The following is a 14,925-nucleotide window of genomic DNA, read 5'->3' on the forward strand; positions in this document are numbered from 1 at the left end:
TACCAGAAGAATCTAATAAATAGAATTAACCTCTGTTTTCGAACCAATATCAATAAATATCCAATATCTATTAGTATCACTTTGCCAAATCAGCCTCGTTTAATTGATTAGTGGCATGATTGCGGATAATAATAATTTTAAATATTCAAAATATCGCGGACCACACTTCCATTTTCCCTACTTTACATTTTCTAAATATTAAAAACTCAAGTTAAAGGCAGCTCGTAAATCTTAATACTTTTCTCTCGCTTATATCAAAACTTTTGCTGCTCTGAATGCAATTAAGACTCGTAAATCCTCGTCTTTCATCCTTTGACAGTAGGAGATCCCTCACTACGTTCAGGATGACGTACACCAACTGTCATTACATTTTCTGTAAATGCCAAATTTTAAATACTCGAGATGAAAAGGTAAGGCTGTTTTTCCTCATGATGCTTGCTTGGATTACAAGCTTTACATGTCATCCTTTCTTCATCTCTCAACTATTCTTCCCTTCTCTTATCAAACTCCAGAATAAGCGGAAAATCCACCATCAATAGGCACAATGGTCCCCGTGACAAACCTAGAGGCATCAGAACAAAGCCATTGTAGGACACCAAGAAGATCTTCCGGTTCACCGAACCTGTTCATCGGCGTGTGTGAGATAATTTGTTCTCCCCTTTGGGTCAGGTCTCCATTTTTTTCAGTCAATAGTGATCTGTTTTGTTCTGTCAGGAAGAACCCGGGAGCAATGGCATTCACCCTGAAAAATTCACCATGCTTTTGACATATTTCTACAGCAAGCCATTTGGTAAGGTTGTCAATTGCGGCCTTGGCTGAGGCATATCCAGCGACGCGGGTCATTGGTCTTGATGCTGCCATGGAAGATATATTGATGATGTTGCCTTGACCTTTTGGAAGCATCAGTTTGAGAAAAACCTTACAGGGTATCAACGTACCCTGATAATTAAGGTCTATTACTTTTCGCATGGCTTCAATAGAAAGGTCTTCTAAGGTCTGATTGGGCTGTACCACAGCTTCAGGCATATTGCCACCTGCCAGGTTGACCAGAATATCTATGGTACCAAAATGTTCTTTGATCTGCTCAGCTGCTTTGTTTACATGCTTTTCATTGGTCACATCGGCAAGATATCCATCAGCACTTCCCCCTTTACTACGTATTTTGTCCACAAGTTTTTCTACTTTAGAAGCTGTTCGGCCAAGTATGATTACTTGTGCACCTTCTTTTGCGAGGTGCAAAGACATGGCTTCGCCTAACACGCCTGTAGCGCCTGTGATGACTATTTTTTTATTGTTTATCTGAAATAAAGACATAATTGATTAAGAAAATTTGAAATAATTTTTTGCATTGTGGTAACAGATGTCCTGTATGATTTTACCCACCCACTTTTCATCTTTAGGTATTTGCCCGTTTTGCATATCTGCTCCAAATAAGTTGCAAAGTATCCTTCGAAAATACTCATGTCTTGGAAAAGACAGGAAACTCCTCGAATCAGTTAGCATTCCAACAAAAGTGGAAATCAGTCCCATTTGAGACAAGATATTCATTTGCTTTTCCATGCCATCCTTTTGGTCTAGAAACCACCAACCTGAGCCAAATTGTATTTTCCCTTTCACTGTTCCGTCACTGAAATTTCCGCACATAGTCGCAAATGTTTCATTATCAGAAGGATTGAGGTTATACAGTACTGTTTGACAAAGCTTGTCATCTTTGTCCAAATGATCAAGGAATCTGGATAAATCTCTGGCTTGAGAAAAATCCCCTATAGAATCAAATCCAGTGTCAGGACCTAATTTCGCAAACATCCGGCTACTGTTATTTCTCAAAGCACCTAAGTGAAATTGTTGTGTCCAGCCTTTGGAATGATAAAGTCTGCATAATTCTGACAATACGGAAAATTTGAAAAAGGCTATTTCTTCCATTGAAACCTGATGTCCATCAATCACTTTGCTGAATATAGATTCGGGTTTCATTCCAGTATTCTCGAAGTAATACAATTTCTCCAAGCCATGGTCAGAAAGCCTACATCCATTTTTATGAAAAAAGTCGATCCTGTTTTTAAGCGCTTGTAATAGCAAGTCGTAACTCTTGATTTCAAAGCCGGTAGTTTGTCCAAGTTTTTCCAAATATGCAATGTAATTCCCTGGATGTTCTATGGTAAATGACTTATCAGGCCTAAACGCCGGAAACATACTCACGGAGTGTCCTTTTTCCGCATAAGCCATATGATGTTCCAATTGGTCAGCAGGATCATCTGTGGTACACACCAATTCTACATTCATTTTCTCCAAGAGCCTTACAGTTGAAAAATCAGCAGAGTTTACTTTATCGGAAGTAATATGGTAAATGCTTTCTCCAGTATTCTGATCTAATAAATCCGGAATGTCAAAATACCTCAACATTTCTAAATGCGTCCAATGGTATAGAGGATTCCTTAAAGTATAGGGTACGGCAGCCGACCATTTCAGGAATTTTTCTTTATCAGTGGAATCTCCGGTGATAAATTTTTCATCTATTCCCAAAGACCTCATGGCTCTCCATTTGTAATGGTCTCCCGCAAGCCATATTTGTGAAATGTTATCAAAAATTCTGTTCGACGCTAAGTCTTGCGGTGGCAGGTGGTTGTGATAGTCTATGATGGGACAATCAGCTGCATATTGGTGGTATAATCGTTCTGCGTATTCGTTCTCCAACAAAAAATTATCAGAAATAAACGCATGTTTCCTACCTTCAGTATTTTGGGTGTTCATAAGCTAAATAGGTTTATGAATTAAGTTTAACACATTTATCTCTGTAAATAAATTAATTCACAGTTTTTAATTGTGGAAACGTTTCCGTGCCATTGATATTTAAAGTATTTTTTTTTAAATCGGTAAATTTGATTTTTATTTGACTTCCTATGTTGGACAAGCAAGCCATTCACCCCATATTTTATGACTAAAGTAAATATCAAATACCTAGCAGCCCAATTGAATATGGCTCCATCTACTGTGTCTAGGGCATTGAATGATAGTTATGAAATTAGCCCAGCAACCAAGCAAAAGGTACTGGCCCTAGCAAAGGAATTGAATTACCAACCTAATCCTTATGCCAGAAGCTTGAGGGCACATAGCAGCAAGACAATTGGAGTGATTATTCCTGAAAGAATCAATAACTTCTTTGCTCAGGTGATAGATGGTTTGGAATCTGTCACACAGGAGTTTGGATATCATCTTTTGGTTTATAATTCACATGAAGATGTAGAACAAGAGAAAAAAATCGTGTCTTACCTTTTGGGAGGCAGAGTAGATGCTATTGTCATGTCTGTTTCTAGTCAGACAAGCAGTACTGACCATTTGACTCAGGTTCAAAGCCAAGGAATTCCCATTATATTTTTTGACAGGATTGCCCATGACATTCCAACTACTAAATTCATAACAAATGATTTTGAAAGTGGATATGAAGGAACAAAACATCTGATTGAACAAGGCTGTGCTAAGATATTTTTCTTACTCCTTTCCAAAGAAGTTACCATTGGAAAAGAGAGGTTAAAAGGGTACTTGAAGGCGGTGAATGATGCCGGCCTGGATTTTTCTGAAGATTGGATTGTTTCCTGTAGTCAGGATGAACAACGAAACTTGGAATTTTTTAAAAAATTCCTGTTTCCTTTAGATAGACCAGACGGAATTTTATCCTCTGTAGAAAAGCTTGCCATCACAGCTTATCATGCTATTATGCAGACCCGTTTGAGTATCCCTAAGGACATCAAATTGGTCAGCTTTTCAAACATGAAAATTGCTGATTTGCTCAATCCCCCTATGACGACTATCTCCCAGCCAGCGCATGAAATAGGTTTGCAGTGCGGCAATCTCTTGATGAAAAGGCTGCAAAAAAGAAATCAGCAGAACTTCCAAAATGAGCTTAAAGTTATTCCCTCAAGCCTCCATGTAAGGAAATCATCTTTAGCGAATTATAAGTAAAAAAAGACCGTTTTGAGGCGGTCTTTTTTGTAAAATAACTTGTTTAAATCCTAAATTTTTGGTTCCCAACCTGGTTCGTACTCTCTAGACCAAAGGGACATTCCTTTCGCGTTTTTGATATGTCCATTGCTTGGATCACAATCGAAATTTTCCCCAATTCTTGAAGAAATATTGGCCAAATGACAAAGAAGCGTAGAAACAGCCCCTTCGTCTATTGTGGAATTTTGCTTTTCTTTTCCTCTGATAGCTTCAAAGAAGTTGACCACATGATCAGTGGTATTATCTCCGCCGCCACCTAAATTGGTGCTGCCTTCTTCTCCTCTTGATTTTACTTCTTTGATCAATTTTCCAGAACGGTCAAATAACCTATATAAGCCTCTGTTGACAAAAACAGATCCTTCTGTGCCATAAATGATAGTACCACGGTCGGCACCATAGGTATTCAATGAATTTCGGCTTTTTCCATCCCAAACGATGGTTTTGTCATCTTCAAACTTAAAGGTAGCATACATGGTGTCGTACATGGTCCAGCCATCGTCTACAAAATGGTACTTCCCTGCATCAACGTTCACATGCTTAGGAAATTCGACTTGCAAAGCCCATCGCGCCACATCCAATTCATGCGTGGCATTATTACCGGTCTCTGCTGTGCCGTAGTCCCAACCATACCAATGCCAATTATAATCCCAAGTATCATGGGTATATGGTCTTCTGGGAGCTGGGCCTTGGAACAATTCCCAATCCAAACCAGTAGGAGGTGCTTGTTCAACTTGATGGGGTACTTCACCGCGACCATTGCTATAAAAGGCAACGGCACGATATGGTTTTCCTATGACTCCATCATGGATTTCTTTGATGATTTCTATGGTATGGAATGAGGATCTTTGTTGGTTGCCCATCTGAACGACCCTGTTGTATTTATCTCGGTACTTGATCAGAAGTTCACCTTCTTCAGGACTGTGTGAACAAGGTTTTTCCACGTAGACATGTTTTCCATTCTGCAAAGCCATCCAAGTTCCCGGTGCGTGCCAATGATCAGGAGTTGCGTTGATCAATACATCTATTTCTTTGTTTTCTATTACCTTGATGATACTGTTCTCCAGTTTGGGGGTATAGTCTATATGCTTAGCAAAGTTTGCCGCAGCTTTCTCTCTTTGCGAAGCCATGACATCACAAAGTGTATGAAGAACTACGTTACTTTCCTTTCTCGCAATTGGATCGTAAAACGCACCAAGTCTTCTTCCCAGTCCGGCAATGGCAACATTCATGCGGTCATTTGCACCTAAAATATTTCCGTAACTTTTGGCAGAAAAACCGAGTGCACCAAGTGAACTCACACCGGCAGTGGCCAAGACTGATTTTTTTATAAACTCCCTTCTTGGATTGATTTTATCATTCATGGTTATCGGGTTTTTAATGTAATGTCTTGATTTTTATGTTTTTGAAATGAACTTCATCTCCATGATCTTGTAACAAGATATGACCTTCTTCAGCTTCTCCAAAATCTTCCCAGATTTTATACTTGCTTCCCGCTACTTTACTTCTGTATTCATCTGATCCTCTTTTGTATTCAAGAACTTTGACGCCATTGAGAAAGTGTGTGACGGTATTGTCCGTATTGACCAAGACCCTGCCTTTGTTCCACTCACCGGGACCTTTGACAAATCTGCCACTTTTCTTAGCTGGAATAAGGTCATATAGGGAAGCTAAGGTTCTATTTCCGTCCAATCCCATTTTGGCATCTGGGTGCTTTTCGTCATCTAAAATCTGATATTCCAAACCGATTGCTGACCCTACATTATTTTCGCTTAGGGTAACAAAATACTTCACGCCAGAATTGGCTCCTTCACTAAATTTGAAATCAAAAGCCAGGTCAAAAGCACTGTATTTTTCTTCTGTTACAATATCACCAAAGGTCATAGACTCACTTCCATCGGATGCTTTAATGATCAGTAAACCATCTTTAACCTGCCAACCTTCTGACGGTATCTCATCTTTGTAAGCAGCCCTCCATCCGTCTGTGCTTTCACCATTGAAGAGTAATTTCCAACCTTTATCTTTTTCCAAATCAGTCAAGGTGTTAAGTGTTGTATTCACTACAAAAAGATCACTGCTGAAGGGTTTCGGGTCTAAGTTTTCTGTTTTGACCCTGACATTTCTAAAGTAGGTTTTATTGCCCTCGTCATCTGGGTTGTTGATACTATGCACTTGAAGACCAATATGTCCTTTAGTGTCCATTTCATCCACTACATAAGATACTTCTTGCCCATTGATCCAAGTTTTGATTTCATTCCCTATGGCTTCAATCCTGTAGTGGTTCCATTCATTCATTTTAAACGCTGATTTGGCATCGGGATTGAGATCTAAAGGATACAACCAACCTCTTCTTGCTTCATCATATAGTCCGCCGGACCATGCTCTTTCTGTTGGGTCAGCTTCTATCTGATATCCGTAGACCAACCCATTACCATCTCTGGCAGATGGGTCAAACTGTCCTCTGACCATCACTCCGGAGTTGGAGCTTAAGTTTTCTATTTTAAGATCTAGTTCCAGGATAAAATCTGTGTAATCTTCTTCAGTGACTAAAAAGGTATTTGGGGTATTGGCTTTTGCAAAGCCGATTATCACATCATCCTCAACCTGAAAATCAGCAGCACCCATCACCGTTTTCCAACCGCTTAAGTCTTTTCCGTTGAATAGATCAGTCCATCCATCTTCTTGTTTATTGTTTGTGGGAGATTGACAAGAATATGTCAATATTGAAATTAATGTTAGAAAATAAATCAGTTTAATTGCTTTCATATTTTGGGGGTTCATTTGATTAATTGCTTTACTTAGAATTTGAAATTCCGTAATTCCACAAAATTCTCAAGCTTTGCGAAGCTTTTCTTACGAAATCGATTTCGCGTAAATCTGCCCTTATCAAATATAATTTTTATAATTTAGACATAATCCTAATTCTATCAGCCTTTTTGTTGAAGAATGGTATAATCAACCCAAAAAACTATGAATAAGTCAAAATTATTACACCGTCAGCCCATACATCCAAGGATAGTTTTTCCCAAGCTTCTTTTTCTTTCATTCCTTTTGATTTTTACAGTTTCGCTAACATTAGCCCAAGAAAAGGACAAATATCATCGCATTTATTTATCAGGTCAGGATGCCGCTAGCCCTGTGGAATGGGAATTCATGGTAGATGATGGCAGGAAAGCAGGGGAATGGAGTATGATACCCGTGCCTTCAAATTGGGAATTACATGGATTTGGAACGTACAACTATGGACATGATCATAATAATCCAGACCGAACACTTGGAAAGGAAACAGGCTTTTACAAACATGAATTTGAAGTAGAGAAAGACTGGGAAGGAAAAAGTGTAAATATTGTTTTTGAAGGAGCAATGACGGATACCCAAGTCAAAGTAAATGGAAAGCTTGCTGGAGAGGAGTTTCAAGGTGGTTTTTACCGATTTGGCTATGATATCAGTGCTTTATTGAATTATGGTCAAATCAATACCTTAGAAGTAGAAGTCAAAAAACATTCCTCTAATGCATCTGTCAACAGGGCGGAAAGGGAAGCTGATTATTGGATTTTTGGAGGTATTTATAGGCCGGTATACTTAGAAGTCTTGCCTGAGATCCATTTCAAAAGAATTGCGGTAAATCCCAAATCTGATGGAAGTTTTGAAGCTTTGGTTTTATTGAACAAGTCATCTGAAAATACCCAAATAGAGGTAGAAATTTTTGATTTGGATCATCAAACTAGTTTTGGCAAAACTGCTACTGCAATTGATGCTGATGAGGTAAGAATCAGTGGTAATTTTGATAGCATCAATGCATGGAATCCAGAGTCACCGAATTTGTATGACGCGGTATTTAGAATAGTGCATGAAAATGATGTACTCTTTGAAAAAACAGAAAGGATTGGTTTCAGGACTGTAGAACTCCGGGAACATGATGGCATTTATGTGAATGGAAAAAGAGTGATTTTCAAAGGAGTCAACAGGCATTCATTTCACCCAAGTTCTGGCAGGGCTTTATCAGACGAGAATCATTTAGAGGATATTGAACTGATGAAGCAAATGAACATGAATGCAGTACGCATGTCTCATTACCCACCCGATGAAAGATTCCTTGCTTTATGTGATTCTTTGGGCTTATTTGTATTAAATGAAGTAGCTGGCTGGCAGGAGGGATACGATACAGAAATTGGTCCTAAAGTGATCAAAGCTACTGTTTGGAAGGATGCCAATCACCCCTCTGTGATTATTTGGGATCATGGCAATGAAGGTGGCTGGGATTTTGAAAATGAACAATGGTTTCACGAGTATGATATCCAAAAAAGGCCTGTCATCTATCCATGGTTGATCCGAAACGGTGTAGATACACATCATTATTTCCGGTACAATGCAGGTGTACAACGTTTGGCTCATGGTCAAACGCCATTTTTCCCTACAGAATTCATGCATGGTCTATATGATGGAGGACATGGTGCAGGATTGGAAGATTATTGGACAGATTTTATGAAGAACCCCGTGGCAACAGGTGGATTTCTTTGGGTATTTGCCGATGAGGCGGTAGTGAGGACTGATAGGGATGGGGAGCTTGATGCAGATGGGAATCATGCGCCTGATGGAATAGTAGGTCCATACAAAGAAAAGGAAGGAAGTTTCTATACAGTAAAGAATATTTGGTCTCCAATACAGATAGCCCCTTTTACCATGAACACAGAATTTGATGGCAATTTATTTGTAGAAAACAAGTATATCTATTCATCATTGACTGGCTGCAAATTAGAGTGGAGTTTGCATGAAATCCCTGATTTTGGTGAAACAGATGAATTGGCATCTGGTGAGCTTTACTTGCCAAATATCCTTCCAGGAGAAAGGCGAAACATCAAAATTCCAATTCCTGAAGAATTCAGAGAGGGTGATGTTTTTAAGCTAAGTGCTTATGATTGGACTGGTAGGGAACTCTATACTTGGTCTTGGGCAATCCAGAGTCCTTTGGATTTTGCTAATAGATTTTTGGATGTTGAAGAAGTGGCAGTTGGTATGATAGAAGTAGCAGAAAATGATGGATTACTCGTCATTAAGGCCGATAAAATGCTGTATGAGTTTGACTTACAAAACGGACAATTGAAAAAAGTTGAAAGAGATGGCCAAGTATTTTCTTTCAATAATGGTCCAGTACCTGTAGGTACCCGGTCTGAAGTTGAAAAAGTCACTTGGGAAATGGATCAAGACGGGAATATCTCTGTAGAAAGTATTTATTCCTCTTTTCCCAATAGAAGCGCATGGAAAGTATTTACTGACGGTACTCTCTATCTCAATGCAGATGGACCTTTGCTGCATGTAGAGGAAGTGGATTTCTTAGGATTGTCTTTTGATTTTCCTGAAGAAAAAGTCAAGGGAGTCAAATGGATAGGTAATGGCCCTTATAGGGTCTGGAGAAATAGGCTCAAAGGTGTTGAATTTGGAACCTGGGAAAAGGATTACAACAATACCATCACAGGTTACAGTTATGACAATTTGGTTTACCCTGAATTCAAGGGTTACCATTCCAATTTATATGCACTTTTACTTCAAACTGAAGAAGGTGACATCAGAATTGTTTCTACCAACCCAGGAATGTATTTTAAACTTTACAATCCTGAAAACCCACCTCACGCTACCAGTGGGGTAATTCCTTCTATGCCTGATGGAGATATTTCTTTTCTTCATCAAATTAGCTCAATTGGAAATAAATTCGGAGGTTCTGAAACCATGGGCCCAAGTGGTGAAAAAATCCCAAGCATAAGCCGCAAGGGGGATCGTGCCCTTGGCATAGAACTCTGGTTTACTTTTGAAGAAATCTCACAAAACCTATAACCTGATTCAACCATGAAATACAACTTTCTTTCGCTTATTTTCTTCTTAGTACTCGCTTCTGTAGTACAGGCACAGACTATCAATACCAATCCTATTTTGACCTCATGGGCAACTGATGTCAATTCAAATTTACCTTTACCCGAATACCCCAGACCTCAGATGGAAAGAGACTCTTGGCAAAACCTGAATGGGCAGTGGGAGTATACCATTTTGGATAAAGGTGCTGAGCTACCTGAGGATTTTGTTGGAAAAATAACTGTTCCCTTTCCTGTGGAGTCATATTTAAGTAATGTGATGCAGTCAGTAGGTGCCGAAAAAGAACTTTGGTACCAAAGAACATTTACCATTGAGAATTCACAACGGAGGGGAAGGGTACTTTTACATTTCGGTGGAGTAGATTGGGAAGCTGAGGTTTTTGTAAACGGAGAATCTGTGGGAACTCACCAAGGGGGCTATGATCCATTTTCTTTTGATATCAAGGATTACTTACAAAGAGGAAAGGATCAAGAGATTACGGTGAGGGTTTGGGATCCTTCAGATGATGGGCCTCAACCAAGAGGAAAACAGGTGAATCAGCCTAGGGGGATTTGGTATACTCCTGTAACGGGTATTTGGCAGACAGTATGGTTAGAGTTTGTTCCTGAAAATTTCATCACCAAAGTGAAAATCAACCCTGATTGGGACAATGGCAGTTTTTTAGTTGAAACTATGGCTGAAGTAGGTGCTGGAGAGTTTAAAGTTGAGGTTAGGCTTTTGGAAGACGATGAACTTGTTGTACAAGGTACATTAGGAGAAGAGTTAGTGCTTACCATACCCAATCCCAAATCATGGTCTCCAGATAATCCTTATCTATATGATCTGGAAATAAGTCTGAAACAAGGGAATAAACTCATAGATAAAGTCAAGTCCTACTCCGCGCTCAGAAAAATCAGCATTGGCTATGATGAGAACGGGATGCAGGTGATGGAACTTAATGGTCAGCCTTTGTTCCAGTATGGACCTTTGGATCAGGGTTGGTGGCCGGATGGTTTATACACTGCACCTACAGATGAAGCTTTACTTTTTGACATAGAGAAAACCAAGGAATTGGGTTTCAATATGATAAGAAAACATGTCAAAGTAGAGCCTTCAAGGTGGTATTACCATTGTGATCGACTTGGTATGTTGGTTTGGCAGGATATGCCTAGCGGAGATATGGGGAATGTGTGGGAATCCAAGCCAGGTATATACAGAAAGGGGCTTAACCGGGAGAGGACATCGCAATCAGAGGAAATATTCAAGACAGAATGGAAGGCTATTATGGATGCATTCCATCATTTTCCTTCCATTGTAGTTTGGGTTCCCTTCAATGAAGCTTGGGGTCAATTCAAGACCAAAGAAATTACAGAGTGGACCCAACAGCATGATCCAAGTAGGTTGGTGAATTCTGCTTCAGGCGGCAATTTTGAGTTAGAGGGCAACAAGTTGGTAGGGGATATATTCGATGTACACAATTATCCTGATCCTGTGATGCCTTCTCCAGACTTATTTGGAAAAGTCAATATCCTAACCCTTGGAGAGTATGGGGGTTTGGGTTTACCTGTGGAAAATCATACTTGGCAAGAAAAGGACAATTGGGGATACCAAAGTTTCAAAAATCAAGAAGAACTTTGGAAAAGGTATCAACAATTGATTGATGACCTGAAATTATTGCTTCCTAAAGGTTTGGCAGCAGCTGTATACACCCAGACTACCGATGTCGAAGTAGAGGTCAATGGATTGATGACTTATGATAGAAAAGTGATCAAGTTTCCTGTTGAAGCTATGAGAAAACTGCATGAGGGGCTTTATTTGAAGAATTTTTGAGTTAATTTACTTGAAAATATACCCATGAAAATACAATCAAATCCTCAAGTAGATGCTTACCTCTTAGAAGGATGTGGAAGATGTGATTTATACCAAACTCCCAAGTGTAAAGTGCATCGCTGGAAAGAAGAGTTACAGCTATTGAGAGAAATAGTGCTCCAGTCAGGGTTGAAGGAAGAAGTGAAATGGGGAGCACCCTGTTATACCTTCGCCGGAGCCAATGTGATTATGATCAGCGCTTTAAAGGATTACTGTGTGCTGAGTTTTATGAAAGGTGTATTACTTAATGATACCCATAAAATCCTTCAAAAACCAGGAGAGAATACCCAAGCGGGCAGAATTGTTAAGTTTAGTGATGTGTCCGAAATATTAGCTGTTGAAAAACATCTTTTGGACTATATCCGAGAAGCCATAGAAGTTGAAAAAAGAGGTGAAAAGGTAACATTAAAAAGCCAACCTGAAGAAATTCCAGCTGAGTTTCAGGAAAAGCTAGACAATGATCCTGTTGTCAGAGAAGCATTTGATCGTCTAACTCCAGGGAGAAAGCGCTCTTACATCATTTTTATTTCCGGTGCCAAACAGTCTGCTACCAGGCGAAGCAGGGTTGAGAAATGTGTGCCTAAAGTGATGGCAGGAAAAGGTTTTAATGAGTATTGAACTGCTATTGGAATCTTAGAATTTTGTGTTTCTAAAAAAGTTTTAGTTACAATCAATTGCCAGTAGACTACTGGATCATAGAATTATCCAAAACCCGATGACTGTCCTACTTATAGAAAATCAAGCTGTTGTCTGGAACTATACTGACCAGCATTGTAAAGGACCTATCCCTCACTTGTCTGTGGTGGATCTGGTGGCGTTTTTTGCCAAGCACTTACTTTTCTGCTTACCAGTGACTTTAGTATAGATAAAGATTGAAATTTCAACAATACGATAAATTCATATATCGCTTTATAAGACGATATTTTGAATTATCGTTAATTTATACGATATTCGATTCTATGATAGCAGTGCTCAAAGGGGATATCATCGCCTCAAGAAAAATCTCAAATCCTGAAATCTGGATCAATCCTTTGAAAAGCCTCCTTTCAAAATGGGGGAGTAGTCCAAAGGACTGGGAACTGGTTTGGGGTGACTTTTTCCAACTGGAAATCACATCTCCTAAAGAGGCCTTGGAAAAAGCATGGGCTATAAAGTCCACTATCAAGCAGGTGTCACCAAGGGATAGTGATAAAAAAAACAGCCCTCTAGATGTGAGAATTGCAATAGGAATCGGTGCCAAATCGTATGATGGCAGTAAAATATCTGAAAGCAACGGACCTGCATTCGTTTACGCAGGTGAGCGTTTTGACACGCTAAAAAAAGACAGGGTCAATCTGGCCATACAAAGTCCCTGGGAGGACTTTGAAAAAGAAATCAACCTTTATTTAAAGCTCGCAGGGACATTTATGGACACATGGACAATTTCTTCTGCGGAACTGGTATACCTATACCTACAAAATCCCCTGGCTACTCAGGAAGAAATCGGGAAAAAATTAGGTATCAAACAAAATTCTGTGAGTGGCCGCTGGTCCCGTGCTAAAATTGATGAATTGATTGAAATCAATCGTGTATTCCAACAAAAAATCAACAACTTACTTCTGTGATCATTATTGTTAAACTTTTATGCGCGCACATCCTTGGAGATTTTGTGTTGCAACCTAATTCATGGGTCAAAGCCAAAGAGTCGTACAGATTAAGTGCTTATCAATTCTACATTCATGTTTTGCTTCACGGGGTATTGGTTCTTTTGGTACTTTGGGACCTTTCCTTATGGCCTTTAGCCTTGACTTTGGCTGTTTTACATGGTGTAATCGATATGCTAAAACTGGTTGTTCAGACAGATAAAAATAAAGCCAAGTGGTTTTTGGCCGACCAGGGACTTCATGTGATCAGTATTTTGCTTGTATGGTATTTTTGGTTCAACCCTGAATTAAACCTCAGTTACTATTTTTCCAATACAGCTCTGTGGCTCCTGTTGAGCTCAGTTCTGTTTGTCACATGGGCAGTGGCCATACTGATCAATGTGCTCCTTGCAAACTGGGCAAAGGCATTGGAGGATGAAGAAAGCGAATCTTTGGCCAATGCAGGTAGGTATATTGGGATTTTGGAAAGGTTGATGGTGTTTGTATTTGTGCTTACTGACCATTGGGAGGCAGTAGGATTTCTACTGGCTGCCAAATCAATCTTTAGATTTGGAGATTTAAAGGAATCCAAGGATAGAAAACTCACTGAATATATCCTGATTGGAACCTTGCTAAGTTTTGGAATAGCCTTGCTGTGCGGTATGCTGGTAAAATGGCTCTTGGCAATTGTATAAATTGATTTTTATATCTCGGTTATTTCCTGCATTTTTCAACATTAATATCTTTGACCATGAGACTTCTATTCCTTTTCATTTGTTTAATTCCATGTATTCTTCAGGCTCAGACGGTATGTACTGCCGAAAGCAGAGAGCGCTTGGAAAGCATACTTGAAGAACTTTCTGAGATGGATATCGGAGATAAATCCATCAATGAACTGAATGTGCTTATTGGTCAGAAATTCATAGGTACTCCCTATGTAGAAAAAACACTTGAGCTGCCAGGAGATGAACAACTGGTAATAAACCTCACTGGTCTGGATTGTACCACTTATTTGGAAACAGTTTTTACCCTTTCGAGATTGGCACAAAAAAGCACACTTTACATGGAAGCCTTTGAGGCTGAATTGGAAAATATCCGCTATGTACAAGGAAAGAGAAATGGATATCCATCAAGGCTGCATTATTTTTCTGATTGGTTGTATCAAAATGAACAAAAAGGTTTGCTGAAAAACATCTCAAAAGAAATAGGAGGGGAGTCTTATGAAAACAAACCTTCTTTTATGAGTTCTAATCCAAACCTCTATGTTCAATTGAGTAATCCAGAATACGTAGCGATATTGAAAAAAGCGGAATCTGAAATTGCCAAAAGAGAGTATTTCTACCTGCCAAAGGATACTATTCAAAAGCTGGAATCCAGTATAAAACCTGGAGATTTGATCGCCATTACCACTTCGATGAAAACACTAGATATCGTCCATGTTGGTTTTGCTGTTGAAAAAAACGGAAGAATCCACCTGATGCATGCCAGCACAGGTTCTATGGAAGTAGAAATTTCCGAAAAACCACTCCATGAATACCTCCAAGCCAACAAATCCCAATCAGGGATCATGGTGGCTAGGGGTAATCAGTAG

The 14,925-nt window shown here is 39.4% G+C and carries 11 protein-coding genes; 7 read left to right on the top strand and 4 right to left on the bottom strand.

Annotated elements, in window-relative coordinates; translation table 11 throughout:
* Positions 1-501: 501 nt before the first annotated feature.
* Both CLW00_RS00290 and uxaC read right to left on the bottom strand, forming a co-directional pair.
* Positions 502-1,314 (bottom strand): SDR family oxidoreductase, encoded by an 813-nt coding sequence (locus CLW00_RS00290; protein WP_106131658.1) that lies wholly within the window; start codon positions 1,312-1,314, stop codon positions 502-504.
* Between the two features lie 6 nt (positions 1,315-1,320).
* Positions 1,321-2,751 (bottom strand): glucuronate isomerase, encoded by a 1,431-nt coding sequence (uxaC, locus tag CLW00_RS00295; RefSeq protein WP_106131659.1) that lies wholly within the window; start codon positions 2,749-2,751, stop codon positions 1,321-1,323.
* A 183-nt stretch (positions 2,752-2,934) separates the two neighbouring features.
* Between uxaC and CLW00_RS00300 the strand changes: the two genes are divergently transcribed.
* Positions 2,935-3,960 (top strand): LacI family DNA-binding transcriptional regulator, encoded by a 1,026-nt coding sequence (locus tag CLW00_RS00300; RefSeq protein ID WP_106131660.1) that lies wholly within the window; start codon positions 2,935-2,937, stop codon positions 3,958-3,960.
* A gap of 50 nt (positions 3,961-4,010) precedes the next feature.
* Here CLW00_RS00300 and CLW00_RS00305 read toward each other — a convergent pair whose 3' ends face one another.
* Together CLW00_RS00305 and CLW00_RS00310 are read right to left on the bottom strand one after the other, a co-directional pair.
* Positions 4,011-5,360 carry a Gfo/Idh/MocA family protein gene (locus CLW00_RS00305; RefSeq protein ID WP_106131661.1) on the bottom strand — a complete coding sequence of 450 codons (1,350 nt, stop codon included), beginning with the start codon at positions 5,358-5,360 and terminating at the stop codon, positions 4,011-4,013.
* A gap of 13 nt (positions 5,361-5,373) precedes the next feature.
* Positions 5,374-6,762 carry a 3-keto-disaccharide hydrolase gene (locus CLW00_RS00310; protein WP_106132186.1) on the bottom strand — a complete coding sequence of 463 codons (1,389 nt, stop codon included), beginning with the start codon at positions 6,760-6,762 and terminating at the stop codon, positions 5,374-5,376.
* A 204-nt stretch (positions 6,763-6,966) separates the two neighbouring features.
* Here CLW00_RS00310 and CLW00_RS00315 point away from each other — a divergent pair, with 204 nt between their 5' ends.
* The 6 genes from CLW00_RS00315 to CLW00_RS00340 all read left to right on the top strand — a co-directional run bounded on the left by CLW00_RS00315 (position 6,967) and on the right by CLW00_RS00340 (position 14,925).
* Positions 6,967-9,828 carry a glycoside hydrolase family 2 protein gene (locus CLW00_RS00315; protein WP_106131662.1) on the top strand — a complete coding sequence of 954 codons (2,862 nt, stop codon included), beginning with the start codon at positions 6,967-6,969 and terminating at the stop codon, positions 9,826-9,828.
* 12 nt (positions 9,829-9,840) lie between these two features.
* Positions 9,841-11,673: a glycoside hydrolase family 2 protein gene (locus tag CLW00_RS00320; protein ID WP_106131663.1), complete on the top strand. Its 1,833-nt coding sequence runs from the start codon at positions 9,841-9,843 to the stop codon at positions 11,671-11,673.
* Between the two features lie 24 nt (positions 11,674-11,697).
* The gene (locus CLW00_RS00325) at positions 11,698-12,330 is read left to right on the top strand and encodes a YdeI/OmpD-associated family protein (protein WP_106131664.1); all 633 of its coding nucleotides are present in this window, start codon (positions 11,698-11,700) and stop codon (positions 12,328-12,330) included.
* A 341-nt stretch (positions 12,331-12,671) separates the two neighbouring features.
* Positions 12,672-13,316 (top strand): hypothetical protein, encoded by a 645-nt coding sequence (locus CLW00_RS00330; protein ID WP_106131665.1) that lies wholly within the window; start codon positions 12,672-12,674, stop codon positions 13,314-13,316.
* A complete protein-coding gene (locus CLW00_RS00335) occupies positions 13,313-14,029 on the top strand; it encodes a DUF3307 domain-containing protein (RefSeq protein ID WP_106131666.1) in 717 nt (238 codons plus the stop codon). Before CLW00_RS00330 ends, CLW00_RS00335 begins: the two co-directional genes overlap by 4 nt.
* A 56-nt stretch (positions 14,030-14,085) precedes the next feature.
* Positions 14,086-14,925, top strand: a complete 840-nt coding sequence (locus CLW00_RS00340; RefSeq protein ID WP_106131667.1) for an N-acetylmuramoyl-L-alanine amidase-like domain-containing protein — start codon at positions 14,086-14,088, stop codon at positions 14,923-14,925.

The sequence above is a fragment of the Mongoliibacter ruber genome (genome assembly GCF_003003005.1).
Taxonomy (GTDB): Bacteria; Bacteroidota; Bacteroidia; order Cytophagales; family Cyclobacteriaceae; genus Mongoliibacter; species Mongoliibacter ruber.